We start from the raw sequence: 26859 nt of genomic DNA, 5'->3' as shown, positions 1-26859 counted from the left end.
ATGATCCTAACAAGATAACTCCCAGAGCACTAGGGGCCGTCGCCATCCTGGTGCTCTCGCTAGAAAGTTTCACTTCGTTAGAAAGAACCAAGTCTACGCTCGGCCATTGATACTTCGTTCCTGTGAGCATCCTATCCAAATGAATACTCTGAAGTGGTGATGCTGTGGCAACAAGAATGTCACCTATCCCGGGTGCCTCGGGGTACGACCTCGTGCCCCTGCGCGAGAGCTCGGATTTCACTCTCTACCGCGGCCGAAAGAACGACGACTCCTCCCCGGTCCTAGCTATTGCACTTTTGGAACGGCCGTCGGCTCAGAGCGTGAGGCGGCTCATGCAGGAATACTCGTTGGCAGCCCAACTCGATTCCGCTTGGGCTGCCACGCCTCTGGCCATTACTCGTCACGAAGGCCGGACGACCCTTTTACTCAAGGACCCTGGCGGGCAGCCGCTCGATCTGATTCTCAAGCGTGACCAGGGGAAACCCCTCGACCTGACTTGCTTCCTCAGTACCGCCATTGGGTTGGCAAGAACACTCGGTCAAGTCCATCAACAGGGCCTCATACATAAGGATATCAAGCCCGCAAATGTCCTCGTCGACAACGCCTGCAACGCATGGCTCACCGGATTCGGAATTGCGTCCCAGCTTCCGCGCGAGCGCCAGTCGCCCGAAGCTCCCGAGCTAATAGCGGGAACGCTCGCCTACATGGCACCCGAACAGACGGGACGAATGAACCGTTCAATGGATTCTCGGAGCGACCTTTACTCGCTTGGAGTGACGTTTTACGAAATGCTGACCGGGAACCTTCCATTCACGGCCTCCGACCCGATGGAATGGGTGCACTGCCACATCGCGCAACAACCTGCCGCACCCAGCGAGCGATTGGGAGCCGTGCCGGCCTCGGTGTCTGCGATCACGATGAAGTTGCTCTCCAAGACGGCGGAGGAGCGGTATCAGACAGCGGCGGGAGTTGAGAGCGATCTTCGGCGCTGCATGACGCAATGGCAGTCCCGGCGACGGATCGATGACTTCACTCCTGGCGCTCGAGACGTCCCGGACCGCCTCATGGTCCCCGAAAAGCTGTATGGGAGAGACCGGGAGGTTGACTGTCTGCTCACCGCCTTCGACCGCATCGTTGGCGGTGGCCGAGCGGAACTAGTGCTGGTCTCCGGACACTCTGGCATCGGCAAGTCCGCGGTCGTCAACGAGCTCCACAAATCGCTCGTACCACCACGCGGCTTGTTTGCCTCAGGCAAATCCGAACGCGACAAGCGCGACATTCCGCATGCCCCGTTGGCCCAGGCGTTTCAGAGCCTGGTCCAACGGCTCCTCAGCCAAAGTGAGGAAGACCTGCGCAAATGGCAGGACATACTTCGTGAGGCGCTGGGCGCCAACGGACTTCTCCTTGTCGATCTCGTTCCGGAATTAAGGCATGTCATTGGCGAGCAGCCGCCAGTGCCTGAATTGCCGCCGCAGGAGGCGCAGAAACGCTTTCAAAGTGCATTTCGACGCTTCATCAGCGTGTTCGCGCGGGCTGAACATCCGCTCGCCCTTTTCCTAGATGACATGCAATGGCTGGATGTCGCAACACTTGACCTCCTCCAAGATCTGTTGACGCACGGCGATTTGCGGCACTTGCTGCTTATTGGTGCGTATCGGGACAACGAGGTCAATGCCACCCACCCTTTGGCACGTAAGCTAGACGCGATCCGTCAGGCGGGAGCGGCAGTGCAGGACATCGTTCTCACGCCACTTAGTCGCGACGATCTAGGTAGACTGCTTGCAGATACCCTTCAATGCCAACTAGCGCGTGCCGCCCCGCTGGCGCAATTGATTCACGAGAAGACCACGGGAAACCCGTACTTCGCGATCCAGTTCATTTCTACTCTGGTGGATGAACGCCTGCTGACATTCGATTACAGCGCACGGCGTTGGGTATGGGATCTGCGCCGCATCCGTGCCAAAGGGTTCACGGATAATGTCGCAGAGCTGATGATCGAGAGGTTGAAGCGCCTTCCGGCCGCAACGCAGAAGGTACTCCAGCAGCTAGCCTGCATGGGCAACACCGCAGACTTCGAGATGCTCCGGATAGGCTATCAGGGCTCGCTTGAGAGCATGCACGACCTTCTCTTGGAAGCTGTGCGATTGGGCTTAATCTTTCGTGCGGATAATTCCTACGGATTCACGCACGACCGCGTCCAGGAAGCAGCCTATTCGCTTATACCGATGGAGCTGCGTGGCGAGGCTCACCTTCGTATGGGATTGCTCCTCGCCAGGCACACGCCCGCTGAAAAACGCGAGGAAGCCATATTTGAGATCGTCAATCAACTCAATCGGGGCTCTCATCTCATCAACTTTGTAGAGGATCGCGAACGCGTCGCAGAACTTAATTTGATCGCCGGCCGACGTGCGAAACTCTCGACGGCATACGACTCAGCGCTCAAATATCTCAGAGCCGGCAGAGCCCTGCTTGCAGACGAGACGTGGGAACGAAATTACCGGCTGATCTACTCAATCGAATATCTGACAGCAGAGTGCGAGCTGCTGGCCGTCACGGTTGGCCTCGCCGCCGGGGATCCGCTCGTGGAAGTGCAAGAAGAGTGCGAGAACGGCTTGGCATTTGCTAGGCGGGTGCGTTTTGGCCTTGTCATAGAACGCTGCGGAGCTCAACTCGGTCTGATCCTCACCTTGCGCGGGTTAACTGCACAGTTCGGGTGCCTGGATCATGAGGAATACGGCGAACTGGATACCGAACGCCGCTTGGCTAACAGCCCCGATCCCGATCTGCTGCTCGCCGAGTTCCATTACTGGACGCGAAAGCTGCAGGCGCATTTCTTGGCCGGAGACCTTGCGGCGGCGGTCGACGCCTCGCTGCACGCGGAACCTCTGCTTTGGACGTCGGCGGCGACGTTCGAGCTCGCGGAGTATCGATTCTATGGCGCGTTGGCGCACGCGGCGGTCTGGGTTCACGCCACACCGGAGCAGAGATCGTTGCATTTCGATTCTGTGCTGGACCATCACCGTCAGCTCCAAGCGTGGGCGGAGGTCGACCCCGACACTTTTGAAGACCGCGCTGCCTTGGTCGCCGCCGAAATCGCCCGCATTGAAGGCCGGGTGCTGAACGCTCAAGAGCTGTACGACCAGGCCATCCGCGAGGCTCACAAATGTGGGTTCGTACACAACCAGGCAATTGCCAACGAGATTGCTGGGCGGTTCTACGCGGAGCGCGGCTACGAGGAGATTGCGGCCACCTATTTGCGGGCGGCGCGGGCCTGCTATCTACGCTGGGGGGCGGACGGGAAAGTTCGCCAACTCGAGGAGCTTCATCCGCATCTCACAGTGGGCAAATCAATCTCGGGTTCCACGGCGACGATGGTGACACCCAACGAGCAGCTTGATTTGGCTACCGTAATCAGAGTCTCGGAAGCGGTATCGGGAGAGATTGTTTTCGAGAAACTGGTCAACACGCTCATGAGTCTGGCAATCGAACATGCGGGTGCCGATCGAGGTGTCTTAATTCTGCCGCACGGCGGCAACTATGAAATTGAAGCAGAGGCTACAACCAGCAACGGTAACGTGAACGTTGTCCTGAAACAGGCACGCGTCACGGCCGCGGATCTGCCGAAGTCTGTGTTTCACTACGTTCTTCGAACTAAAGAAAGCGTTCTCCTGCACGATGCTGCCGGTCAGAGCTCGTTTTCGACGGATGTTTATATTCGCGACCGCAGCTCACGTTCGGTGCTCTGTCTCCCGATACTGAAGCAGACCAGGTTAGTCGGGATGCTGTACTTGGAGAACAACCTCGCGACGGGCGCGTTTACTCCTGCTCGAATGGTGGTCCTCACACTCCTTGCTTCCCAAGCGGCTATCTCAATTGAGAACGCCGGCCTGTACCGCGAACTAGCTGAGCGGGAGACCAGGATCCGACGGCTGGTGGACGCCAACATCATCGGCATTTTCGTCTGGGATTTTGAGGGTCGGATCATCGATGCCAATGAAGCCTTTCTCCGCATTGTCGGATATGACCGCGACGATCTCGCCTCCGGTCGACTGCGCTGGCGGGACCTGACGCCCACCGAATGGCGTGATGCCGACGACCGGCGAGTAGCGGAGCTGGACGCGACCGGAACCGCGCAACCCTATGAGAAGGAGTACCTCCAGAAGAGCGGCAGCCGAGTGCCCGTGCTGGTCGGGGCAGCGACGCTCGGTGAACGACACGAACAGGGCGTCGCCTTCGTGGTCGACTTAACCGAGCGCAAGCTGGCGGAGGAGGAAATGCGCGAGAGCGAGCGACGTTACAGTGAGATGCAGATGGAGCTTGTGCACGCGAATCGAGTCGCAACAATGGGCCACCTGTCCGCTTCGATCGCCCATGAAGTTAACCAGCCAATTGGGGCGACACTCAATAATGCCTCCGCCGCGTTGCACTGGCTGAGCAAAGAACCGGCGGATCTAGAGAGCGCGCGGCAGGCCCTCAACCGGATCTTTGCAAATGGCAATCGCCTCAGCGAAGTAGTCGGCCGGATGCGCGCTCTCTTCAAAAAGGCACCTCTCCGCAACGAAGACGTGGACATCAACGCAGCAATCCTCGAGGTCATCGCCCTGACCCGTGGTGAAGCCATGAAGAATGGCATTTCGGTGCAATCACACCTCGTGGATGGCTTGCCGCTCATTCAAGGGGATCGGGTGCAGGTGCAACAAGTGATCATGAACCTGATCATCAACGCGGTCGAAGCCATGAACACGGTCTGTGAGGGGATGCGAGAACTAGTGATCACCACTAGCAAGAGTGAACCGGATGGCGTGCTTGTGGAAGTCCGGGATTCGGGTCCCGGTCTGAGTTCCCTGGACCTCGAGCGCGTCTTCGAGGCCTTCAATACGACCAAGCCTAGTGGTTTGGGGATGGGTCTATCCATCTGCCGCACCATCGTCGAAGCGCACGGGGGACGACTGTGGGCCGCCGCCGAACCTCGAGGCGCAGTTTTTCGATTCACGCTGCCCTCACAGTCAAATCGAGCGGCGTGAACCGGCAACAAGGAGCGGGTTTCCTTGGCGTGACCTCGTTCGCGATTCCAAGCGCCCCCGTAGCCCCGGCGACAGAGTCGCACCTAGTATCACCCTCGCCCGCTGAGCAGGCTTGGTGCAACAACCGGTGGTGATCTTACACTGGAAAGCCTCTCCTTTGATTTCGAGTTCAATGGCGCCGCCCTCCACTAACCGATCTAACTCCAAACGACCGCGGATTGTTGGAGCAATTGGGTAAACCGGTGATCGCGACTGTTGAGGTAGTGGGCACGCCAGGACGCGAGCACCACGAAACAGAACTCAACAAACCCGCAAGAATGATAACGCCATAGCAAGAACTGCGCTTAACGCCACGATCAAGCTACTCTATCTATTGCCAACAAGAAACCATCGGACACCGCAGCGCCACGGACAATCAGGATGCGCACCATGTTCACTGCGCCAACTGCATCGCCCGCGGGCGCCGATGTTAACGTCAATAACACCAAGTGTTATCCCGACGCTTGTGCGGCTACTGCACTTCTGACCGACAGGAGCCAAACGCTCAGGCCGTGGAGCTAGACTGGACGATGAAATACGCCGACAGCGGAATTTCCAATGCGAAACTGACGTTTGATTTCGCCCTATCCAGTGCTGGCAAGCGACTTCGCTGCTCGGCATGGCTTAACACCCTCTTGCCAGGAAGGACACTATGGAAATCAAGAACGTCGCCATCCACGATTTCGCATGACAGGCAGCGACATCAACTGACCAAACATTCGATGAATCTAACGAGGTCGACATCTGAGGTCGCCATCAGCGCATCGAGATTGGACCGAGTCAATGCAGAGTCTGTACGATCGAACCCGTTTTTCGGACCCGCGGATTACGCTGACGTCATGGCCCGCGACGTTAGTCGGAAGCAGCGTCAGCGAGAACACTTCCCCCAATATGCAGGCCGAGAATTCCGAGCTGGTGCACAATAGGTTTGTAGGCAACTCCGCGACAGACACTTTGGCCATCGCACCTCCCCACCATGGCAACGAACTGGAATGGTTCGAACCATGGCAGATCTTTCGGGTGTGAGCATGCATATGCAATTTCATCAGGTGCGATACTTCTTGGCCCTCGCGAGGACGCTCAATTTCACGCAAGCCGCGAAGCAATGTAATGTAACCCAGCCGGCACTGACAAAGGCGGTCCACAAGCTGGAGGAGGAGCTCGGCGGCGCCTTGATTCACCGTGAACGTCGTTTCACCCAGCTCACCGAGCTCGGCAAAATGATTTTGCCGACGCTGGAGAAGGTATTCGTCGCTGCGGAGGCGGTAAGCCATCAAGCGCGAAGCTATCAAAAGAAGACAATCGCCCGGCTCAAGATCGGGCTGGCGCCGTCAATTTCCGCTACACTGATTACGGAATTGCTCCTGGAACTCGCCAAAATCATCCCTGAGCTTCGATTCGATCTGCGCGAAGCCGATGCCGACGAGCTCGTCGCGTTGCTTTTGGACGGCGAAATTAATGCGGCCCTTGTCGGCGACACTGTGGAGCTACCCGAGCGGATCGACCGTTGGCCGCTCTTCGAAGAGCGGTACGTGCTTGTCCTGTCTCGGGAACATGCGATGGCGCGGCAAACCGTCATCCCGGTCCAAGACTTGTGCGAGGTGGTATTTCTCGAAAGGCTCGGATGCGACGTCGTGGGCAGATTCATGCGGGAGTGTTTTGTCGACCATCCTGGGCCTAAGGTTGTGCACACCAGTGATCAGGAAAGGCATCTTCAGCAAATGGCATCAGCCGGTTTTGGAGCCATCCTCGCCCCAGAGCACGCTCCCAGGCTGCCGTCGCTCGCTGCTATTCCGATTGAGGGCGACCCAGTTCGGCGGGAGGTGCAGCTCTTGGCCGTGGCGGGGAGGCAATATTCGCCGGCGCTTGACGCGTTTATAAAGACTGTCCGTGCTCGCGACTGGACGAGTACGTTGGAAACGCTCCGCAACTCATCTGCCCCTGCCTCAAACAACGATAAAGTTCGGAACGTTGACGAGCAACGTGGCGGTGCCTTATTTGAGTCACGAATCCAGGCAGATCGCCCAAGAGATTCTCAGACAACTCGGAGCGAAGACCTGGAAGCGCGGCTATCCCGGCAGCCGCATTCAATAGAGCGACGGTGACTGCACGCGAGACTCACGATGTGGTCATGGCTGTTGCCATCACGATCTCCGGGCCGCTCCTCAGAATGAAGGCCTTCTAGTGGCGCGATCCTCGGGGCGGCCCCGCTGACGCGCAGACAAGTTCCCGACTCCATTTGTTTCATGATCCCCGCTTGGGCAGATCCGCGGCACGACTGAAGATCAAGTCACGCCGCTTATCTTGAAGGTCGCCCTGGCAGCCTAGGGCTCAACTATGCAAGAAACGGCCCTGAACCACGCACGCATGCCCGATCAGTCCCATCAAGTTGATGCGGCTTACGGTACGACGTGGCGAAGTTGGCGTCGTTCGTCTCTGCTTTCTTCTTGGTGGCTTGCTTTCTAGCTATCTGCTGCAAATCAGGCACAGAGCCCTGCTTGGTACACCTCGACCTTAGGCGGCCGCCCCACTGCGTTGCCGCAGTCTGTGTGTCGAGCGATATCGCACTTCTCTCAGGGACTCTGTTGCGTGGCTGCGAAATTGCTCGTCTTTGGGAAAGAGAGGTTCTTTCCCGCCGGTCACACTCTGATCGAGTGTAGTCAGGTCGGTAGAAGGGTCTTCGGAACAAACAGTCCCTGGTAGATAAGAGGGTTGCGACGGGGATTCGCGACCGTCTCCTGATGCACTTAGGGGAGACAGGAGGGCGATAATGAAGTGGTTGTTGCAGAAGTCGCCTCGATCGGTAACCCTCTCGATGCGTAACCCTCAACAGCAGCACAACGATACACTCTCCGGGGATGCAGCTGATGGGCAACTCACGGCTTTAGGCATTGAGCAGCATGGCAATAATGACCGTCTATCGACTCGATGGCGAGAGGTGATTTCCATCGCCGACGTTGCAAAGTTATTCTCGCTGGGTAGTCCAACACGAAAAGGAGCTACCATGAAGACTCAAGTCCGCACCCTCGCGGCTGCGCTCGCAATTGCTGTTCCTATCGCCATCGTCTCCACGGCTGAATCGTCGGCCGCGCCGATCAATGGCACATCCATTAAAGCGGCGGTACCTACCGGAACGACGGACGTGCGCTATCGGCGGAGCCATCCCTTCCCTCAGCACTGGGACTACCCCGCCTATTATTCGAGCTGGGGCTATCCCGCCTATAGTTCGTATTGGGGCTATCCGACCGATGAGTCATACGATGCGGCCTACGGTTACGGATATTACAGGTCACGTTGCCTGCCCGGACCGCGTGTCGGCGCATTTGCGACGGCACCCTGGACTGACACACCGACGTGTCCGCCGTATTGATAAGAATCTCATACGCTTCCGAAGAGCTGGGCGTACATGCAAGGAGGTTAATGCGGCCTCCAGGCAACCCGAGATCGGATCACCGCCTTCGAAATCCAATGTATTGATGCTTACATCGGGGCCTTCCGAACTATTACTGCCCCAACTCCTCATGCGACTGGTGGTGGCTAGGGCGAATTGTGACAGCAAAGCTTGGCAGCGCGCGGCTCCTAAAGCCGCCGCTAGCCGCGATGTTTTTGAGGCGTTAGCGTTCTTCAGCTATCCGCGCCTCGCCCGCTGGGACGTTAGCAGTAATGCTTCGAGGGGCCGGATTATTTCCGGTTAACCCTCCTAGATCGATATCGCTTCTATGATGGATGCGGACCGCCCCCGCCTGAGCTCGCCGATTGCGGAGGTGGAGCTGCTAAGCCTCCGCATGTTGCCGGACTTTGTTCGTTGCGCGGCCACGGGCCGCTTGCGCAGGCATCAGGTGATCGAAGGAGCAGCACGCCCTTTGTTCGCCGAGTAACAGCCCAGAAATTCTTCGCCGGCGACCGACGAATTGCTTCCTGAAGGTGGGCCACAGCAAGAGTGACTGGAGCCGCCTGGACCAACTCCTCGATTGCCGCCACGACGTGCTGGAACATTCTCGCTAGGGTAGTCCTCCGCCAGCGGCCGGTTCAGTTTCCGGAGATGGTCGCGATAAGCCCTTTGCGTACCGCGTGCCTCTGCCAGCCATGTGCTGAGGCATTGATTATCCATTTTTTGCATCACGCAAAGCATCAGATTGCGTGGTTTGCCGCCCGCACGCTGAACATGATCTCGATGCTATCGTCATTTTGTTAGAGTTGGACGCCACTAGGCCGCGGCGATGTCTGCCTCGAGTCATAACCGCCGTCCGGAAGGTAGGCCGGTTGCTTCCAGTCTACCCCGATAACCTGACCTAAACTTCAGCATCGCGACCGGCCGGAACGGGCCAGAAGCAGCCCCTTCCCTCAGGAGTTGTGTGTCTCTGTCCGTCGATCGCATGCGTCATCGCCGTGCACTACGTCCCCGGCGGAATCTGAAGGCGATGAAGAGAAGATTGAAGATACGGCGAAGTGGCCAGGGCAACCGCAGCAGCAACGCCGCGCGACGCAATCGCCGCCCGAATTGAGGTCCATGATAAATGGTTATCGGATAGATAGTCACACGGCATTTCCCTTTCTCGGGCGGCGGCGGCATCCTCCACCCAATTCGCAGTATGCAATTAAGGCCGCTGTGCTGTAGCACGCGGCATCGGGCGGTTCGGTCGGGGTGGGCCATGAGGCACGCGCGATGATCGACAGTCGACAACAGGAGGTTAGAAATGCCAGTCCAGAAGCCAGTTCTCACGGCGCCCAAGGGCGGTCAGACGGTGACCTTGAGCAAAGGCTCAACCATTGAGTTGAAAGTGGAGAGCGGCCAATCCGGAGGCGACTATGGCGCTGTCCTGTGGAACGTGCGAGCCGGCGAGGAGCCGCCGCTGCACACTCACTCGCGCGAGGACGAGCTAGTCTTCGTGGTTCAGGGGCAGCTCATCGCGCGGGTTGGCGATACCCGCGTCGAGGTCGGGCCGGGCGCCTACGCGGCTCTTCCCCGCGGTGTGCCGCATACGATCGAGGTGGTCGGCGACCAGGCGACCCTGCTCGTCAGCTTCGTGCCCGGTGGGTTGGAGCGCTTCTTGGTCCCGAAGGACGGCAAGGAGCCCAACCCAGCCGATTTCGGCATAGCGCTCGCCTAGAGCTTAATCGGGAAAAGTGCAGCGGTTTTGATGCGGCTGGTGGCATTCCTCGCGACGGCATCACGCGACACGGCGGCAATGACGATCGTCTATCGTCTCTATGGCGAGAGGTGATTTCCCTCGGCGGGCGTTGCAAGGTCACGCTCCAAAGCATCGTCGCACCGACATTCGATGCCGCCACCGAGACGCTGCGAGATTGAGACGCCAGGAGGCTCGACATGCAAAGCAAGGACGTAAAGGCGACCTTGAATGGCAAAGAAGCCACCTATTTCGGCGTGCCATGGGAAGATGCCTACGGATACGCGCAGGCGATCAAGGTTGGCGACACGATCCATGTCTCCGGCCAGCTCAGCCACGACGAGAAGGGGAACCTGATCGCGCCTGCTTTTCTCGATGAATCCGGCAAGCCGGCGGACTTCTCGATGATGGAACAGCAGATGCGGGTGACCTACGCCAATGCGGTGAGGCTCTTGGCGCGCTTCGGGGCAACGCTGGACAACGTCGTCGAGGAGACGCTCTACGTCCTCGATGTCGACGCCGCATTCGCCGTCGCGGGCAAGGTACGCAACGAGGCCTACGGCACAGAACGACCTCAGTGCGCCAGCAACCTGATCGGTGTGGTGAGGTTGGCCTTTCCTCAACAGCTCATCGAAATCACCTTCAAGGCTATACTGCCGGTAGAAGCGAAGCCGCGGTGATGAATACCCGATTTGGAGCTAATGAAATCGTGACTGAAGGACCTAAAACCGAAAGAGCAATGTCCGATATCCCGATCGAGCCGACGGATTGCGCCTTGCTGGCCGATCAGCAAGACGGACTTGCTTTCGGCGTGCATCGATCGATCGCCAAATGCTTCTGAACAACGTGATCGCTCTAGCACGCACTGCCACTGTTTTCGGCATACCGATCATGGTGTCTACGTCCCCACCAAGGTCTACAGCGGCCCGATTCCCGAAGTAGTCGCGATCGATTCGCCGCAACATAAACATGTGGGATGACCACGCTGCGCGGCGTGATCGTAGCGACTGGACGACGGAAGCCGATCTTCGGGGAACTTATGACGGAGGCGTGCGTGACCTTTCCTGCGCTCTCCGCTCTCGCCGCTGGGTATCAGGTACATGTCGTCGGCGCATGCGACCTAGGATGGAGCGCGAGCGATCGTCGAGGCTCATGGCGGCGGCTACGGTATCGGCCTGGCCTATGCGCGGGATATGATCAAGCCCGCGTAAGAAACGCCCCGATCCGCCATTAGGAATTATCACATATCCAGTTCGTCGGACAATCTCACAACTTACTTGCCTCCGCTCGCACGCTTACGAGCCTTTTCATCTGGGACGGCCACACCGCTGCTCAGTCCAAGCCTCTTCGCGCAGTATTTCGCGAGCGTGCACGTGCCGCTACCCAATGCGGCATTTTGGATCGCGGCTATTATCCATCTTGTCGGGGGCCTGGCAGTGCCATTGGGTTTCAAGACTCGGTGGGCAGCTGCTCTACCCGCCCTGTTAAGTGTTGCCACTGCCTTTGGCGTGCATCTGCCGATCGGAGACCAAGAAAACACAATGAATTTCTACAAGAATCCGGTGATGACGGGGTCCTCCTCTACGTGATAGCCTTCGGCGCTGGTGCCGTCAGAATCGGCGGCAAGGCCCGGTAGTGTATTCACGCTCTTTGGCCGTCATGTCGGAGATGGGTCAAGATGTGGCGTGGTTGCTTACGGATTGGCGCGGCGGCTCTACCCCGGAGAAGCCGACCTGCCGTTGAGGGACCATCGGTGGAATGGGCCAATACGCGACATCGGCTGCAAGAACTCACGCAAGGACGGGGTGCTGTCCTGGATCGTAACGGGAAACAGGTCGAAGTTGTGCCAAGGCAAGCGCTACGCATTCCACATGGTGCGGTTCATCGGTTGACAATAACACGAATCAAGACGTGAAGGCGCTCTGTGCGATTACGCCGGCAGCTATAGGTCCGCAATACTTCCGCGAACGTGCCGAGGTGATCGACAAGGCAGCCGGTGGTGGACCGGATAGCGAAGATCATGCGTCGCCATGGTCTCACGCCGGCTCCCTCGCAGTCGTAACGGCGCCTATGGAGCCGCATTGGGACCGCTAACGAGGTGCCCGGCCGGCCGGCCGCAGCCAGTGCATTGAATACATCGACAATTGTCGATCAAATCGTCGAGTCGCCAACCATCTTCAGCGATGCGAACTCATCCATGCGCGTCCAACATCGATCAGGATTGCGATCAGACGGCGCGATCGGGAGACGCGACGCGGAACGCGCGTGTTTCAGGCAGGAGTTGCGTGCCATCGATCGCGTTGAGCGCTCGTTCGCCACTGTAGTGGCGGCAGGATTTTCTGCGCTGCTCCGACGAAAATCTCGATCGAAAAGCACCCCTCCTAGTTATTGGGCCACGACGAGAAAGATAGCGCATTCACGCTGCTTTGGCGCGCTGTGAATGCGAGGTAAGAACAAGATTTGCTCAGACTCGATCGGGTGGAAGACTCGCAGCCGCCCGTGCGCGGCTGGCACCGATCCTGAGGTACAAATCGGGAGCATTCAAATGGAAGAGATTTCTACGCTAATCACTTTCTAAACTCTCGTATCGGCCGCTTGAATTAAGCGCTTTAGACGCGGCAGCTCCAGAGAATGAAAACGATAACGATCCTGCATTTCTAATGGCGGACAGACGAGAATATCGTCCCCAACACTTCATCGATACTGGTGGCAGCACGAGTCGCCTATCAATCACAGCGCGGTTGATCTCGTGCGCCCGCCCTACTCTCGATGTCCCAAGAACTCAATCGAGCTGCCCAGCATGCAGGAGTTGCGCTATGCCCTTTCGTCACATCACAAGATCTATCCACACCTATCTAATCGACTATCCTGCAGCCAGCGTCTTGATGGTCGCGCCTTTCCGGTTGAACTTTGGCAAGAACAGTCCTATCGCGCTCTGGCTCTGGGCGGTGACCCGCGTTACGGCGCTTCTGCCGCCCGCTTTCTCGGACCACGCGACGGGGCTCGTCCGGGTCATCCGTTACTGGCTGCATCCGTGGATGGATAGCGCATTGGGCGCGATTTCCGTTACTACCCCGTCTGCCGACCATTTTGGTGGGGTCGACATCTGTTGCTACCCGGTTCTCGCCGCTGCGGTCTTGCTGACGGCCCCAGCCCTCAGTGCGATCGGAACGGGCACTGCCGTGGTAGCCGACCTCGGCACTGGGGCTATCATGTGGCGATCGATTTGATTTTAACGCAGCATCCCCGTTGCAGATTTGGCTCCAAACCGCATGGCTGACCTTCTCCGTCTAAGACGTTGCGTATTGATGAACACGCCGGGAATTATTCGCTGTCCTTTGACGACAACGGACTTGCCGGTTCGGTTGTCAATGTCCCGTTCCACGTCGCGACTATCATTTCTCATTCCTTCTCGGTGCTGTGAGCTCAAGCCGAAGAGCTCCGGGCTCGATCCGTTCGACCGACCCGAGAAAGCTGATCCGCGAAAGCGCGGTCAAACGGCTTACGTGCTTCCTTGAAGGTGTCTGCGCAATGGCAGGCACCGCATGCATCGATATTCGCGTCTCGCTTACGGACGAACGCGGATGACCTTCTTCCCGTTGATCCGCTTAGTGTGATTAAGGGCGGCAACCGCGTCATGGAGCGGCGAGACAATACCGATGTTCGGCCGCAGTCGTCCGTCTCGCACCCGCTGGACGATCTCACCCAGTTGCCCGCGATCAGACTCGACGACAAAGTCGATCGCCAAGAAGTTGGTGGGCCGCGTCTCGCTCGGCCCGACGATGGACACCAGCGTTCCTCCGGCTTTAACTAGGCGCGCCGATCGTTTCCCAATATCGCCGCCAAGGACATCGAAAACCAGATCGACGTCACCGACCTCTTCCAAGGCGTCGCTCTCGAGGTTGATGAACTCTTGCACCCCGAAGTCGAGCGCCTTCTGACGGTCGGCGGCGCGTCCGGAGCCGATGACGTAGGCGCCGGCCTCACGCGCGAGCTGGGTCACCATCGATCCGACTGCGCCGGCAGCGCCATGCGCGAGGACGCTCTGGCCAGCCCGTAAGCGGCCGTGGTCGAACAGCCCCTGCCATGCGGTCAAGCCCGAGATCGGTAAGCTCGCGCCCACCGTGAAGTCGACGTCGCCCGGGAGCGGCGCGAGGTTGCGTGCCTCGACCGCGACGTACTCCGCCAGGGTGCCGTCGCGATACCAGTCCGCGAGGCCGAACACTCGCTGTCCAACCGACAGCCCTGTCGTGCCATAGCCGAGGGAGGTGACCACTCCGGCCAACTCGTGCCCAGGGATCGACGGCGTCCGGTCGCGGTCGAGGCGATCGGTCCAGGTAGAGGGCCACGCCAGCTCAGTCCCCACGAATCCCGACGCATGAACCTGAACGACGACGTCGTTTATTGCCGCCTGCGGCTCGGCTCGCTCTATCAACTTCATCCCGGCCGTTCCCGCGGCCTGGCTGGTCACTGCAATAGCTTTCATTGTCCACCTCTTTGAGTGTGGTGTGCTGTCATGTTCGTAGTTTTGGCGGACACCGAAATTACGATGCAAAATTTGGTCGTCCAATAATCTATAGCTATGGAATCGATGCCATCGACGCAGCGCGCAAAAGTTCAAAGGTGTGATACAGATACAAACATCTGCTTCTTACGACGAACCGAATCGTGAGGGGGTGGTACGTGATAATTTCGATGCAGAATTGGCGACGCTCAGCCGTACGCCGGCTGGATGCGGAGACCGGCGGCGGCTCGTTAGACCCAGCCATAGATCGGCTGCAAGGCGTGCGACTGCGATTGTGTCGAGGGCCATCCCAGAGCAGCACCTCCTGTTCAAGGAGTCGCCCGATTAGACTTTCGATAACCGCGATGAGATGGCCGGGGGCCTATCCTCCAGATGCGCCTGTAGCCCACGCCGTTATCGGAGTAATAACTTTACAGGTCGGTTCTTAGTCAACAATGCAACCGGGATGCGCGCGGTTATAAAGTTGTGGTCAACGGCGTGCAGTTCGCGCGATTAGAAGGCAAGCACACCGGCGTTGGGGGGCACGTCGACATCGAAATGGACTACGCCGCGGCACTCAGGAGCGAGATACCATATGTTTTCAGTGATCTTCGAGACGCTTCCCAATCAAGAGAAGTGGGATGACTACCTCGACAAGGTCAAGGTACTGCGCCCCGAGTTGGAGCGGGTCGATGGCTTCGTCGACAATACCCGGTACAAAAGCCTGACCCGCGAGGGCTGGATCCTTTCGCTTTCGAGCTGGCGGGACGAGAAGTCACTCGTGCGCTGGCGCACCCGCTTGCCCCATCATCAGGTCCAGCAGAAGGGCCGTGACGAAATCCTCGCTGACTACCACCTGCGCGTCGGCCAGATCACCGCTGACAATCGAGTGCCGCCGGGATACGCCCTCACGGACCAGAGGCTCGAGGAGACCGAATTCGGCGAGGGAACGGCGGTCACGCTGATTAATGCGACTCGCCCCACGGAATGGAAGCAGACCAACAACCCGTATGAATGCGCCGAGTGGCTGGGACTAAATCCGTGGGCCGCCGACAGCACGTCCTGGGACATTTTCGAGGCCTTGCTCACGCCCGGCGAACTAATTTTGCTCATAACTTGGAAGAACGCGGCTGCAGCGCTGGCCTACGAGGACACCTCCGTGCTGGATGACGAGCCTAGGGTCCGGAGAGTGCGGATTGTGCGTGACTACGGGAAGTACGATCGGCGTGAGGCGCCTCAGTATTTCGCAAATGCCAGAGGCGGTGAGAGCATCCACGCCTGACACTGCGATCCCGAGCGGGCTGAACCGCGAAGAAGCGATCTCCTTCGGTTGAGATACCCGCGTGCCACATTGGGAGATTTAAAGGCGTAGCGATTCATACTCGCCTCCGTAAGGAGATTTGGTCTCAAGCCACAGTTCAGCTCCCGGGTCTCGCAATTGCACTCCGTTGTAGGCTCCCTTGCTTTCGCGAGATTCCCTTTGGGCCCGCCACGCCCGCATCACCCACCTAAGCGTCGAAATGGCCAATGCGACCGGATAGAGTTCAGAGGGAGCCGGCCGGCGGAACAACGGGAAAGTCCTCCTCGGGATCAAACACGTTATTGAAAAAGTTCGTCAGAGAGTACATGGCCACCAGGGCGATGATCTCGATGACGTTCGCGTCCGTATAGCCGGCATCGCGGACAGCATTCAGATCGGCTTCACTGACTTTGCCCCGGCTCTCGATGACCTTGCGCGCAAACTGGACGGCGGCGTCCCGCTTCGGTTCGATGGCATGCCCTTTCCGAGCGAGAATAATTTCATCCGCCGGCAGCTTGGCCATATGCTCGGCAGTAAAACTATGAACATTCAGACAATAGTTGCAGCCATTCACTTCAGACACGGCGAGCCCGATGCTGTCACGGGTCTTCACGTCGAGCGCCTTGCTCAACGACCCGAGCAGCGCGGCCCAGGCGTTGAACGCAATCGGGCTCTGCGCGAAGGTCGCCATCATGTTTGGCGTGAAGCCGATCGCCCTGGTGAACGCATCAAGAGTCAGTTTGCAATCCGCAGGCACGTCTTCTGACTTTAAGGCTGCAGTTCTTGGCATCGTAGTTCCCCAAATATCTTCTAAACGAGTTCCAGCACATCGGCCACCGGACGACGCGGCTTCTGCGGCCAATTTCCCGGACGCTCCGCCCCTACAGACAAGAGCATGACGGGTACCTCCTCCTTACTTAGTCCGAACTCGCGGTGCACCGCCTCAGCATCAAAACCGATCATCGGCGTCGATCCCAGTCCGAGCGAACGGGCCGCATAGATCATCGCAGCCGCGCCGAAGGTGCCGGTGCGTATTGCTTCGTCGCGCTGGCGCTGCGGGTACTCCATGTACAGATCGCGCGCAGGGATCTCCCATTCCGGCACCATCTCTTCAGGCATAATGCCTGCGTTCACCAGAGGTGCTAGACGCTCTGGTATTACGCTCGAATCGGCCAGCTGGCCGCAGACGATAAAGGTAACGGCCGCTTCGGTGATTGCAGGCTGACTCCAAGCGATCGGACTCAGTCGCGCTTTTGCTTCCGGCGTACGCACGGCGACGAATCGCCAGTTCTGCAAGTGGAAGGATGTCGGCGCGGTGGTGCCGATCCGCACGAGCTCGCGGATTTGGTCGTCACTCAACTTAGCGGCGGGGTCATAGTACTTGGCCGCGCTTCGGCTCAGGATACATTCGATCACGGCGTTGGTCATGGCGATTCCATTGGTCATGGTACTTCCGGTCATGGTGGTTGATAAGCGTGCTGGCATTCTTGCGGTGACGAACCCATTCGACACCTCACACTGGAAGCCATGGAAAGCCCCAGGTTGCTCCCGGCAGGTCTGATAAGACCCGGTCGGTGGATCCGGCCGGCGCCAGCCACCAGCGCCCTCGCCCGGTTCGTCGCGACTACTGTCTTCTCCGTCCCCACGCTTGGGCGCGGTGGGCCATCCTCTTCCGCATTCCTTTGCATACGAACGAAACTATTCCGGCAGCACTCGCTCGACCAATGACCTTTCGTTATGAAATTGATGCCATGGTCCGGTGTTAAAAACCTCTGCTTCTAAAGACGAAACCGACTCTTATTGGACGGAGGGTGTTTAGTTTCGGGAGGCTGCTAGCAGAGACGCCTGATTGTTGCGCAGAAGGAATATCCGAGAGAAACGAGATCACTTCCCAAACCAACCAAGATGAACGTCTTGGGCTTTCGATCGAGCGTGTCAGGCGCACAATACTACGATGCAGATCTCTAACGAGCGCATGATTACGCAATTGTTGGTCTCTATCTCGATCGCGCTTGTCAGAAACAACATTACCTGACCGTCCAATTCGCGGGATCAGTATTAATGAATTGTTTTTCGGGTCGACATCATTCGTCAGATCCGTAGGCACGCTCGGCCTGAAACTCTACAAGTTGCCGAAGCTGGTTGAGGACGTCAGATGGTTCTCGGCGGATTGTGAAGTCAGGCTCGACGAAGGCGTCCCTGACAACACCGCCTTGATCTATCACGAAAGTCGCCGGAATTGGCAGCATCCACTCAGTCGATCCATGACGGTCCGCGAAGTCGTAACCTTGGCCCGCGAAGTGCGCTTTGGTTTGGTCAGGGACACGAAATAGGACGCCGTAGGATATTGCCACGGCGTAGTCGACGTCCGCGAGCATCGTCAGGTCGAGGTTCAGCTGCCGTTTGAGCTGCCTCGGAAGATCACGTGTCTCGGGGGACAGCACCACAAGCTTCGCTTTTAGACTATCACACTCGGGTTTGACCGCCTGAAGAGCGCGAAGCTCTGCGTTGCAGAATGGGCACCATCCGCCCCGGTAGAAGCTAACTACAAGCGGCCCCTCACGACGAAGTTGTTCCGACGAATGAAGCCGTCCATCCGCATCGGGCAGGAGGAACTCTGGTGCCGTATCGCCAACCCGCAAAGCGCGCGACGCGACATCAGTTTCTCGCAGCCAATCGACCAGATTGGTGTACGCTTCTCGGTCCGTCTGGCTAAGCCCCGCCAAAAGCTCTGAACGCACCAGTTTTAGGGTCTTAGTTAACTGGTCGGACCTCATTGCGATGTTCATCTGTACACCGGATCTCTCGAGAAGTGGCGACCGCGATTCACGCGGACATAGCAGTTGTTTCGACGAGGCCGCATTGTTCGGTCTGCGGCCCCCGAGTGAAGAGACCAGTCGTACAGCCGCGTAATCTTTACGAAGGCGTCGAGCGCTGGTAAGTAGCGGCGGCCCTGCACCGCGAGAAGTCGGACCTGTCGCCATACCGGGTCTCCCTCGATCGGAACAGCCTTTAGGGAGGGTAGCCGGGGCATATGCTCGGGCGAGGACTATTCCGAGCCCAGCGGCTGCCAAATGCTGCAGGTGCAGGTCCCGGCTGCTGCGATGATTGTAGTGCGGCAACGCACCGGGAAAGCATATACGGTGAAATTTGCGAGCCACGTCACAGTTGAACCGATCCAGAATAGTGGCCGCGCGAAGCGCTTCCATTCCGATTACTGGAAGGCGAGCGAGTTCGTGAGACGAGGCGAGCACGCCGACATAACGCTCTTCAAACAGCGCCCAATCGTCAATTCGTTCTGGAGCATCCTCGAGATCACCAACCAGGGCAACATTTGCTTCGCCCTCTAACAGTAGCTCGATTAGGCGCCTTGGCGGCTCTTCTCTCGACATGAAGGCGTGGGAGGACTCTGCGCACCTCTGCGATGGGCTCAAGAACTAGGGAAGCGGAATTGGACGGGGCGAGACCAATGATTAATCGAGCTACTTCCTTCTTCTGAAACTCCCTCGCTCTACGTTGAACAGCCTCCGTTGAGGCGAGCGCACGTTCAAGCGTAGGCAACACAGCCTTCCCCAGCTCCGTAACGTGGGTGAGTTGACGTTCTCGGTAGAGAAGCGCCCCCGAGCTCGTGCTCGAGCTTCTGCACGCCCCTGGTCAGCGCCGGTTGGGAGACGTTGCACATTTCCGCAGCACGCGTAAAGTTCAGCGTGCTCGCAACAGCTAGAAAGTACCGAACCTGGTGGAACTCCATTGGGCGTTCACCATCAAATATTTGTTGTCACTATTGAGCACGATCGACAGCTCGCGGCATCACGCGAACGCGCAACGCGCTATATCCTAGCGCCACCTTGCCACTGGCGCGCTCGCAGTGAAAGCCACATCGGGCCTTCCGGGACGAACGGACACCCCTTCTGGATTCCAGAGCTGGCCCCCCCGTGGCTCAGTGGGCCAGTCTCGTGCGAGCTAGAAACGAGGAAGATCTCGGTCAGGTCGCAGCGTCGAATGGTAGTCAGCACCGATATCGGCGTGTTGGACACGTACCCGCCTAATATTCCGCGCTGTGTTTTGATGGCACTTCTCCCTAGGCGCATCGAGCAGTCGCATTGCGGCTTCCCTCACCGCATTCCGCAATGTTCCTATTGACGTCGGGTCGGCGACCGGCGGTAGTTCTTCCATTTCCGAACAGTGCATAGATTTCTATCGAACCCAGGTCCCAATCGGCGAGAATACGAACGAGCGCACCGGTTTCCAGCTCGGCTTTCGCACTGATAAGGCTTGAGGCGGCGATACCTAGCCCGGCCTTCGCGCCGACGATTGCGCCTTCAGCGATTGTTACCGACAAATTACTTTGCACACAGACGGATTCGACTCGCCCCTCCTTTCGAAATGAGAGCATCGTTGAGAGATGGGCAGGTCCGATGATCATCGCATGTTGTGCAAGATCCGACGGCGTTAGCGGCGTGCCCCGCTCTTCGAGGTATTGGGGAGCGGCAGTAAGAATGCGCGGAACTTCGATCACCTTTCTCGCGGTGGCGCTTGAGTCAGGCAGGCTTCCGAACCGGAAGGCGACATCAATCCCCTCGGCGACCAGGTCCTGATATCGATCGTTGGACAGCAATTCGACACGGAGCGCAGAATGGGCTGACAAGAACTTTGATAACCTCGGCGTGATCTCTCGGATCACGAAACTCGACGAGGTTCCGACGCGAAGGACGCCTCTCAGTTCTCCGGTGCCGCGCGCCTCATGGTCGGCCTCCTCGAGCGAGGCGAGGATCGCATCTACACGCATCAAGTAGGTTGCTCCAGCGTCGGTCAGCGCGATCGCCCTTGTGGTGCGGCTGAAGAGGGTCGCGCCGAGTTCACCCTCCAAGGCGGCAATAAGGCGCGATGCGGATGGCTGCGAGACACCGAGTTCGCGACCAGCCCTCGAAAAGCTTCCCACGCGAGCCGCACGAGCGAACAGCTTCAGCGCTGTAAGTCTGTCGTTCATCTGTGGACGCGGTTCGGCACCCACCTCTTCTTGATGAGGTGGTTGGTGCATATGCCGATACGGCCGGTACAGTTTCTGATCTGCGAGACCCGCAAAGGATTTCGGTCCACCAGCTCACTCATCACAACGCAGTGCATGACGTAGCCAAGGAAGCCGCCGCGCGCATTGGTCCCGTCGAGCGCGACTTGGTTGCAATCGAACCTCTTCGTCACAATTTTGAGCCATTCAATCTTCCTCACTGTGGTGGTGAGCGCCTTGGCAGGCACTTTCACTTCGTTAACGATTACTATCGCCCCGAGTTAGTTATGCTTCGTTCAGTGTCAAAGCAACGAGCGAACGTATCTTGCCAATGATTGGGCGCCGCCAGACCGCACGAATTATCGAGCAAGCCCTTGCGTGGTTCATGGCCGATCCAGCAACTGAGCATGGCTTAGAAATCACTGCCGAATGGACGCATCGGCTTTGCTTGCGCCACGCCTCACCTCCTTCCCATCTACGGCATCATGAGGACGACGGCGGCAATAACGACCGTCTATCAATTTCATGTCGACAGGTGATTTCCCTCGCCGGCGCCGCGAGGTCACTGTCCGACCCGGATGGTGCGATCACTCTCACGATCATTCGCTGGCGCTCCGCCGGTAGGCGGCGTTAAATGATGCAGATTGGCGCAAGAGAGAAAAGCCGCTGATGTCTCAACAAGCCTACGATATTGTCGTTGTCGGTGCGGGGGCAGCGGGATGTGTGGTCGCGAGTTATCTTGCCGAACACACCGATGCTTCGATCGCGCTGATCGAAGCAGGCGACACAGATCGCGATCCGTTCATCCACATTCCTGCCGGCTTCGCCAAGATATTGGCACACGATCGGCATGTCTGGAAATACGAGACTATTCCCCAGCACGGCACCAAGCGAGCCTATCGCTCAGGAAAGGTGCTTGGCGGCGGCTCCTCGATCAACGCTATGGCCTACGTTCGCGGTCAGATACGCGACTACACAGCGTGGCAGGACGCGATCGGCGAGACCGGCAACTGGTCGTATAACGACTTGCTTCCCGTCTTTATGGCGCAGGAGAACAATGACACCTTTCACGACCAATTTCACGGCATCGATGGCGGCCTAGCGGTCCAGCAGCCCAAAGGCATCAATGAACTGAACCAATACTGCCTGAAGGCCTTCCAGGAATATGGGCTACCCTTCAATCCGGACTATAACGGCAAGAGCCAGATCGGCGTCTCACCCGTGCAGTCAACGGTCGGAAACCAGCAGCGCTGCAGCGCGGTCGACGCTTATCTGCGTCCACACCTGACGTCGGGCCGCGTGACTCTTGTCACCGGCAAGACGGTCGTCCGCATCCTCGTCGAAAACAAGCAGGCTGTTGGCGTCGAATTCACGAAGGGCCCCAGGATCACAGCCGGAAAGATCGTGCTGTCGGCCGGCAGCGTCAATAGCCCGAAGATCCTCATGCACTCGGGCATCGGTCCAGCCGAGCAGCTTCGCCAGCATGGTATCGCCGTAATCGTCGATTCTCCAGAGGTCGGCGAGAATCTGCAAGACCATCCGATGGTACCGGTGCGTGCCTACGTGAAGGGCGATCTCGGCTATCAGGCCATCGCGCAAGGCCTCGGCACCGTGAAGGCGGGCCTTCGCTATCTCGTCACCAAGGATGGCCCCGCGGCGGGCAACGGTATCGAGACGGTTTCCCACTGGAATCCGTCGGACTTCACCGCCGAACCCACGATACAATGCTATCACGCCCCTATTATCGCGAACCAGGAACTCAGCCCGACGGGCGACCGGTCCGGCATCACCTTCGAACTCGTAGTGCTTCAGCCCAAGAGCCGCGGTTGGGTGCGGTTGGCCGATAGTGACCCGATGTCGATGCCCCTCATCAACCCGAACTTCATTGGCGAGGAGGACGACTTGAGGGCCGTGGTGGGATCGGTGCGCGCAATTCGCAAGGTTATGGCCCAGGAGTCCCTGAGGCGCGTCATCGAGGAAGAGATGGAGCCCGGACCGAGGATCCAGTCGGACGACGAGATCGGCGAATGGATAAAGCACGTCGTGACCACGATGTGGCATCCTGTAGGCACCTGCCGAATGGGCAAGAATGCGCGAGCGGTGGTTGACGCGAGGCTCAGAGTTCGCGGGATCGACGGACTCCGGGTGATCGACGCCTCGATCATGCCGAACATCACTAGCGGCAATACCAACGCTCCAACACAAGCACTCGCCCGCCACGCCACCGCGATGCTGGTCGAGGATCTCAAGCAGAGCTAAGGCACTCCAGGGCAAGCCGACATAGGCAAACGTCGATGGTCTTTGAGACGCACCGACCCAGCCGCGTCAACGTCAAAGGGCCCACCCCTTGCAAAAGGACAGTCTCTATTCGCGACGCTTTCATATTCAGAGCCACCACCGGCGAAGAGCAACACAGCAGCACCCTGGAAGGAGAGACCACAATGAGTTTAGAAGACGCAAGAAAGCGCCGAGAGGCACCACTCGACACTCCGACCAATCTCGGCTCCAATGCTACGAAAGATATTTCGGCTGCCCTCACGGTGCTTCTGGCAGATGTGTTTGCGCTTTACGTCAAGACTAAGAATTTCCATTGGCACATTTCAGGTCCGCACTTCAGGGACTATCACCTTCTTCTCGATGAGCAAGCTGCGCAGATTTTCGCGATGACGGACGACATAGCGGAAAGAGCCCGCAAGATCGGGGGCACAGCGATCCGCTCGATCGGCCACATCGCCAGGGCGAAACATATCGAGGACAATGACGCTGATTTCGTTACACCCGGCGACATGCTAGCCGAGCTGAAGGAAGACAACCTCGCGCTCACCCAGCGCTTGCGGCAGACACGTAACATCTGCGACGAACATGGCGATGTCGCCTCGGCCAGCCTGATCGAAAATTGGATCGACGAGGCGGAACGTCGCACATGGTTCCTGTTCGAAGCGACCAGGAGGGCTTGAGCGCAGGCCAATTCCAATTCGGGCGACCGGATCCGCTTCACAAAGAAGGAGGGTCTCTGGCGACCCCGAGACAGACGGCAAACGCCGGGTTTCTGGATGGCGTAAAGATCTGCTCGACGTCGATACTAATTCGCGATCCGCTCCTCTTGATCCGCTAATCCTAGCAACGGGTTCGTTATCGATCGGCGCGGTGTCATCGGATCTAGCTTCGCCGTACTGATCGTCGACGGATGCGTTGGTCCCAAATCCAAAATTCGATGCCCCGAGCTCGAAGTAACAGCGTTTGCGTCAGAACTGCCATGAGCGTGCACAGACGCTTCGATCCTACGCACGCATCTCGACCGGCCTCACAGAATGAGTTGGATACCTAACTTGAGCGACACAAATGGATTGCGGGGTCTCCGAGGCGCGTCGAGGCCGGCGGACGACGCTTCGGAGCCTCGCCCCGACCCGGAATTCGACGTTGACCTGTTCGTCATCGGCGGCGGTTCAGGGGGCGTTCGGGCCGCGCGCGTTGCAGCGGAGCACGGCGCCAAGGTGATGCTCGCCGAGGAGTACCGGCTGGGAGGGACGTGCGTTATTCGCGGTTGTGTGCCGAAGAAATTGTTTGTCTACGCGAGCCGCTTCCGCAGCACGTTCGACGAAGCCAAAGAATTCGGTTGGCACTTGCCGGCTCCGCGTTTCGACTGGTCATCGCTGGTGGCGGCGAAGGACCGCGAGATCGCACGCCTGGAAGGGCTCTACGGCACCGGCCAAGAACGTGCAGGCGTCGAGGTCGTGAGATCTCGCGCCGTACTCGACGACGCGCATACGGTGCGTATCGTCCGGGACGGCCGCCTCATCCGGGCGCGCACGATCCTGATCGCGACAGGCGCACGGCCCGAACTGCCTCCCTTCGAGGGCATTGAGCTCGGCATCACTTCGGATGATGTCTTTGACATGAAGACATTCCCCAGGAAGCTCGTCATTGGCGGTGCCGGATACATTGCGATGGAGTTTGCCGGCCTGTTCGCCGCGTTGGGAAGCGACGTCACGGTCGTCTGCCGCGGAAGCAATGTTCTGCGCGGCTTTGACGAGGATGTGCGCCAAGCGCTGGCAGCATCCTACACGAACCGTGGCATTAAGCTGATGTTTTGCGACAGCATCTGCCGCCTTCACCGACGGAACGGTGGCGTCGGCGGTGGTGACGAGGCAGGAGGGATTGATGTTACGACCGAACAGGGCGCGAGGCTGTTGGCCGACCAGGTGCTGCTCGCCTTCGGACGCGCTCCGAACACGAGCTCGCTCGGACTCGACCGCGCCGGGGTCAAGACTGCGGCAGGCGGTGCAATAATCGTAGACGCTGACTCGCGCACCAACATCGGGAATATCTACGCAGTGGGCGATGTGTCGAATCAATTCAACTTAACCCCCGTCGCGATCCGAGAAGGCCACGCGTTCGCCGACACGGTGTTCGGCAAGAAAGCTTGGCAGGTCAACTACTCCAATATACCAACCGCGGTCTTCTCCAGCCCGGAGATCGGCACTGTTGGTCTGACTGAGCTGGAAGCCAGAGCGCAATACCTCACAGTCGACGTCTACAAGGTCCGCTTCCGCCCGCTGAAGGCGGCTGTAACAGGAGATTGCGAGGCCTCTTTTCTGAAGGTCGTCGTGGATAGCGAGTCTGATCGGATTCTGGGCATCCATATCTTCGCTCACGAGGCCAGCGAGATGATCCAGGTGCTTGCGATCGCTATAGGCAGCGGAGCAACCATGAAGGACTTCATGTCGGTCATGGCCGTGCATCCAACAGTCGGCGAGGAGATCGTCGCAATGCGTACGCCGACAGTGCATTACGACAGGCGCGCCGCCTCCGCACCCCTTGTCTCAAGCACCGCTTTTTGACTCAGCGGTAGCGGGCGCGGAAGGACCCGCGGGGAGCGCAACGTGGCCTCGAGCTCTCAAAATGCCCATAATGGCAGCGATCACGAAACAAAGGATGAGGTCTCACCGCCTCCTTAACGCCGAGAGCCCTGCCGGTTTGTGCCGGTTACCTAATGCGCCTCGTCGACCCCGTGCTGCGCTTACATGCGAACATTCCGAAATCTCTGATCTGGGTACGACGAATCCCTTACAAGCCAACCAAGGTCGTTCCGATCTTGAAGACTGGACAATGGTATGAGCTGGTACTTCGACACCAGCAAGAGTGAGCAACACCAGCCGCCATTTCGCTAGCTCATGCCGCCGCGCGAGTGGAATAGAAACAATAACGATCCGGCATTTCAAGTGTTTGGCGTTCCGGCATACCTATCGGTGCGTCTAACCGGACTCGCGACGGTTGTGCGGAGGGCCCGCCGCCATAGAGCGGCCCCATCGCCGTCTTGGATGGAGGCACTCTCCGCGTCGCAAGGACCGGCCCGAGCAATCGTGCAGGAGCCACCGATGTCATTCCGCTTTATCACGAAGTCTTTCCACGCTTATCTGATAGATTATCCCGTCGCGTTCGTCCTAATCGGGGCCCCGTTCGTGCTGAAGCTCGGCCACAGCGGACCATTCGCAATGTGGCTTTCGGTTTTTGCCGGTGTCGCCGCGCTGCTCTTGGCTGCCATGACCGACCATCCCACCGGGTTGGTTCGCATCATTCCCTACTGGCTGCACCTTTGGGCCGATCGTGCAGTTAGCATTGTATTTGCTGTCGTGCCATTTGCCTTTAAGTTCGCTCAGGTAGATGCCCAGTACTACTGGCTCCTCGCCGCCGCTATCCTGCTCACGACTTCAGTTTTCAACACGCCTGAGGAGCCAGTTGCGACGCCTTCGGGATTGTATCGGCGGCACAGCAGTTAAATTCCCTATCATGTCGAGGGGGGTAGCGGCATCTCCGTCGCAATGGGTCACTGCCTCGAAAAAACAGGATCCGCT

At 58.5% G+C, this 26859-nt stretch carries 20 protein-coding genes and 1 pseudogene; 13 read left to right on the top strand and 8 right to left on the bottom strand.

Annotated features, from left to right (window positions below; genetic code table 11):
* The first annotated feature begins 176 nt into the window (after nt 1–176).
* From RAD10_RS14880 to RAD10_RS14845, 8 genes are all read left to right on the top strand, one after another.
* Nucleotides 177–5024 (top strand): trifunctional serine/threonine-protein kinase/ATP-binding protein/sensor histidine kinase, encoded by a 4848-nt coding sequence (locus RAD10_RS14880; RefSeq protein WP_461618088.1) that lies wholly within the window; start codon nt 177–179, stop codon nt 5022–5024.
* Nucleotides 5025–6067: 1043 nt separating this feature from the next.
* Nucleotides 6068–7168: a LysR family transcriptional regulator gene (locus RAD10_RS14875; protein ID WP_461618087.1), complete on the top strand. Its 1101-nt coding sequence runs from the start codon at nt 6068–6070 to the stop codon at nt 7166–7168.
* Between the two features lie 665 nt (nt 7169–7833).
* Nucleotides 7834–8433: a hypothetical protein gene (locus RAD10_RS14870; RefSeq protein ID WP_461618086.1), complete on the top strand. Its 600-nt coding sequence runs from the start codon at nt 7834–7836 to the stop codon at nt 8431–8433.
* Between the two features lie 1327 nt (nt 8434–9760).
* Nucleotides 9761–10174 (top strand): cupin domain-containing protein, encoded by a 414-nt coding sequence (locus RAD10_RS14865; protein WP_354098209.1) that lies wholly within the window; start codon nt 9761–9763, stop codon nt 10172–10174.
* 218 nt (nt 10175–10392) lie between these two features.
* Complete coding sequence (locus tag RAD10_RS14860) at nt 10393–10872, top strand: Rid family hydrolase (RefSeq protein ID WP_461618085.1); 480 nt, start codon at nt 10393–10395, stop codon at nt 10870–10872.
* The gene (locus tag RAD10_RS14855; protein ID WP_461618084.1) at nt 10872–11033 is read left to right on the top strand and encodes a hypothetical protein; all 162 of its coding nucleotides are present in this window, start codon (nt 10872–10874) and stop codon (nt 11031–11033) included. The genes RAD10_RS14860 and RAD10_RS14855 overlap by 1 nt, the downstream gene beginning before the upstream one ends.
* Before the next feature lie 436 nt (nt 11034–11469).
* Nucleotides 11470–11781: a DoxX family protein gene (locus RAD10_RS14850; protein WP_461618083.1), complete on the top strand. Its 312-nt coding sequence runs from the start codon at nt 11470–11472 to the stop codon at nt 11779–11781.
* A 1227-nt stretch (nt 11782–13008) separates the two neighbouring features.
* Complete coding sequence (locus tag RAD10_RS14845) at nt 13009–13422, top strand: hypothetical protein (RefSeq protein WP_461618082.1); 414 nt, start codon at nt 13009–13011, stop codon at nt 13420–13422.
* A 338-nt stretch (nt 13423–13760) separates the two neighbouring features.
* Here the strand turns inward: RAD10_RS14845 and RAD10_RS14840 are convergent, their stop codons facing one another.
* Nucleotides 13761–14678 carry an NADP-dependent oxidoreductase gene (locus RAD10_RS14840; RefSeq protein ID WP_461618081.1) on the bottom strand — a complete coding sequence of 306 codons (918 nt, stop codon included), beginning with the start codon at nt 14676–14678 and terminating at the stop codon, nt 13761–13763.
* Nucleotides 14679–15291: 613 nt separating this feature from the next.
* Here RAD10_RS14840 and RAD10_RS14835 point away from each other — a divergent pair.
* Complete coding sequence (locus RAD10_RS14835) at nt 15292–15978, top strand: antibiotic biosynthesis monooxygenase family protein (RefSeq protein WP_461618080.1); 687 nt, start codon at nt 15292–15294, stop codon at nt 15976–15978.
* A 262-nt stretch (nt 15979–16240) separates the two neighbouring features.
* Here the strand turns inward: RAD10_RS14835 and RAD10_RS14830 are convergent, their stop codons facing one another.
* From RAD10_RS14830 to RAD10_RS14800, 7 genes and pseudogenes are all read right to left on the bottom strand, one after another.
* A complete protein-coding gene (locus RAD10_RS14830) occupies nt 16241–16786 on the bottom strand; it encodes a carboxymuconolactone decarboxylase family protein (RefSeq protein ID WP_461618079.1) in 546 nt (181 codons plus the stop codon).
* A gap of 20 nt (nt 16787–16806) precedes the next feature.
* The gene (locus RAD10_RS14825; RefSeq protein ID WP_461618078.1) at nt 16807–17442 is read right to left on the bottom strand and encodes a nitroreductase family protein; all 636 of its coding nucleotides are present in this window, start codon (nt 17440–17442) and stop codon (nt 16807–16809) included.
* 638 nt (nt 17443–18080) lie between these two features.
* Complete coding sequence (locus RAD10_RS14820; RefSeq protein WP_461618247.1) at nt 18081–18785, bottom strand: peroxiredoxin-like family protein; 705 nt, start codon at nt 18783–18785, stop codon at nt 18081–18083.
* Nucleotides 18786–19085: 300 nt separating this feature from the next.
* Nucleotides 19086–19388, bottom strand: a pseudogene (locus tag RAD10_RS14815) (LysR substrate-binding domain-containing protein); the annotation flags it as partial.
* Nucleotides 19389–19543: 155 nt separating this feature from the next.
* Nucleotides 19544–19678, bottom strand: coding sequence for a hypothetical protein (locus RAD10_RS14810; RefSeq protein WP_461618246.1), 135 nt, complete (start codon nt 19676–19678; stop codon nt 19544–19546).
* Nucleotides 19679–20077: 399 nt separating this feature from the next.
* Nucleotides 20078–20986, bottom strand: coding sequence for a LysR family transcriptional regulator (locus RAD10_RS14805; RefSeq protein WP_461618077.1), 909 nt, complete (start codon nt 20984–20986; stop codon nt 20078–20080).
* Entirely contained in the window at nt 20983–21252 is a 270-nt protein-coding gene (locus RAD10_RS14800; protein ID WP_461618076.1) for a hypothetical protein, read from the bottom strand. The genes RAD10_RS14805 and RAD10_RS14800 overlap by 4 nt, the downstream gene beginning before the upstream one ends.
* 421 nt (nt 21253–21673) lie before the next feature.
* Here RAD10_RS14800 and RAD10_RS14795 point away from each other — a divergent pair, with 421 nt between their 5' ends.
* The 4 genes from RAD10_RS14795 to RAD10_RS14780 all read left to right on the top strand — a co-directional run bounded on the left by RAD10_RS14795 (nt 21674) and on the right by RAD10_RS14780 (nt 26784).
* Nucleotides 21674–23263 (top strand): GMC family oxidoreductase, encoded by a 1590-nt coding sequence (locus RAD10_RS14795; protein ID WP_461618075.1) that lies wholly within the window; start codon nt 21674–21676, stop codon nt 23261–23263.
* 182 nt (nt 23264–23445) lie between these two features.
* Entirely contained in the window at nt 23446–23961 is a 516-nt protein-coding gene (locus RAD10_RS14790; protein WP_461618074.1) for a Dps family protein, read from the top strand.
* Between the two features lie 468 nt (nt 23962–24429).
* The gene (gorA, locus tag RAD10_RS14785) at nt 24430–25845 is read left to right on the top strand and encodes a glutathione-disulfide reductase (protein ID WP_461618245.1); all 1416 of its coding nucleotides are present in this window, start codon (nt 24430–24432) and stop codon (nt 25843–25845) included.
* Nucleotides 25846–26382: 537 nt separating this feature from the next.
* Nucleotides 26383–26784 (top strand): hypothetical protein, encoded by a 402-nt coding sequence (locus tag RAD10_RS14780; protein ID WP_461618073.1) that lies wholly within the window; start codon nt 26383–26385, stop codon nt 26782–26784.
* The last annotated feature ends 75 nt before the right edge of the window (nt 26785–26859 follow it).

It is taken from the genome of Bradyrhizobium sp. 23AC, assembly GCF_054863025.1.
The sequence above is the reverse complement of the archived record's forward strand: the minus strand, read 5'-3'. Positions and strand labels throughout refer to the sequence as shown.

Excerpts from the sequence above, each read along its gene's own strand:
- RAD10_RS14880 (WP_461618088.1), top strand. The coding sequence starts at position 177 with ATGTCACCTATCCCGGGTGCCTCGGGGTACGACCTCGTGCCCCTGCGC.
- RAD10_RS14865 (WP_354098209.1), top strand. The coding sequence starts at position 9,761 with ATGCCAGTCCAGAAGCCAGTTCTCACGGCGCCCAAGGGCGGTCAGACG.
- RAD10_RS14830 (WP_461618079.1), bottom strand. The coding sequence starts at position 16,786 with ATGCCAAGAACTGCAGCCTTAAAGTCAGAAGACGTGCCTGCGGATTGC.
- RAD10_RS14825 (WP_461618078.1), bottom strand. The coding sequence starts at position 17,442 with ATGACCAATGGAATCGCCATGACCAACGCCGTGATCGAATGTATCCTG.
- RAD10_RS14855 (WP_461618084.1), top strand. The coding sequence starts at position 10,872 with ATGAATACCCGATTTGGAGCTAATGAAATCGTGACTGAAGGACCTAAA.
- RAD10_RS14875 (WP_461618087.1), top strand. The coding sequence starts at position 6,068 with ATGGCAGATCTTTCGGGTGTGAGCATGCATATGCAATTTCATCAGGTG.
- RAD10_RS14835 (WP_461618080.1), top strand. The coding sequence starts at position 15,292 with ATGTTTTCAGTGATCTTCGAGACGCTTCCCAATCAAGAGAAGTGGGAT.
- RAD10_RS14845 (WP_461618082.1), top strand. The coding sequence starts at position 13,009 with ATGCCCTTTCGTCACATCACAAGATCTATCCACACCTATCTAATCGAC.
- RAD10_RS14805 (WP_461618077.1), bottom strand. The coding sequence starts at position 20,986 with ATGAACGACAGACTTACAGCGCTGAAGCTGTTCGCTCGTGCGGCTCGC.
- RAD10_RS14840 (WP_461618081.1), bottom strand. The coding sequence starts at position 14,678 with ATGAAAGCTATTGCAGTGACCAGCCAGGCCGCGGGAACGGCCGGGATG.
- RAD10_RS14810 (WP_461618246.1), bottom strand. The coding sequence starts at position 19,678 with ATGTGCAACGTCTCCCAACCGGCGCTGACCAGGGGCGTGCAGAAGCTC.
- RAD10_RS14870 (WP_461618086.1), top strand. The coding sequence starts at position 7,834 with ATGAAGTGGTTGTTGCAGAAGTCGCCTCGATCGGTAACCCTCTCGATG.
- RAD10_RS14795 (WP_461618075.1), top strand. The coding sequence starts at position 21,674 with ATGTCTCAACAAGCCTACGATATTGTCGTTGTCGGTGCGGGGGCAGCG.
- RAD10_RS14820 (WP_461618247.1), bottom strand. The coding sequence starts at position 18,785 with ATGAACATCGCAATGAGGTCCGACCAGTTAACTAAGACCCTAAAACTG.
- RAD10_RS14790 (WP_461618074.1), top strand. The coding sequence starts at position 23,446 with ATGAGTTTAGAAGACGCAAGAAAGCGCCGAGAGGCACCACTCGACACT.
- RAD10_RS14860 (WP_461618085.1), top strand. The coding sequence starts at position 10,393 with ATGCAAAGCAAGGACGTAAAGGCGACCTTGAATGGCAAAGAAGCCACC.
- RAD10_RS14780 (WP_461618073.1), top strand. The coding sequence starts at position 26,383 with ATGTCATTCCGCTTTATCACGAAGTCTTTCCACGCTTATCTGATAGAT.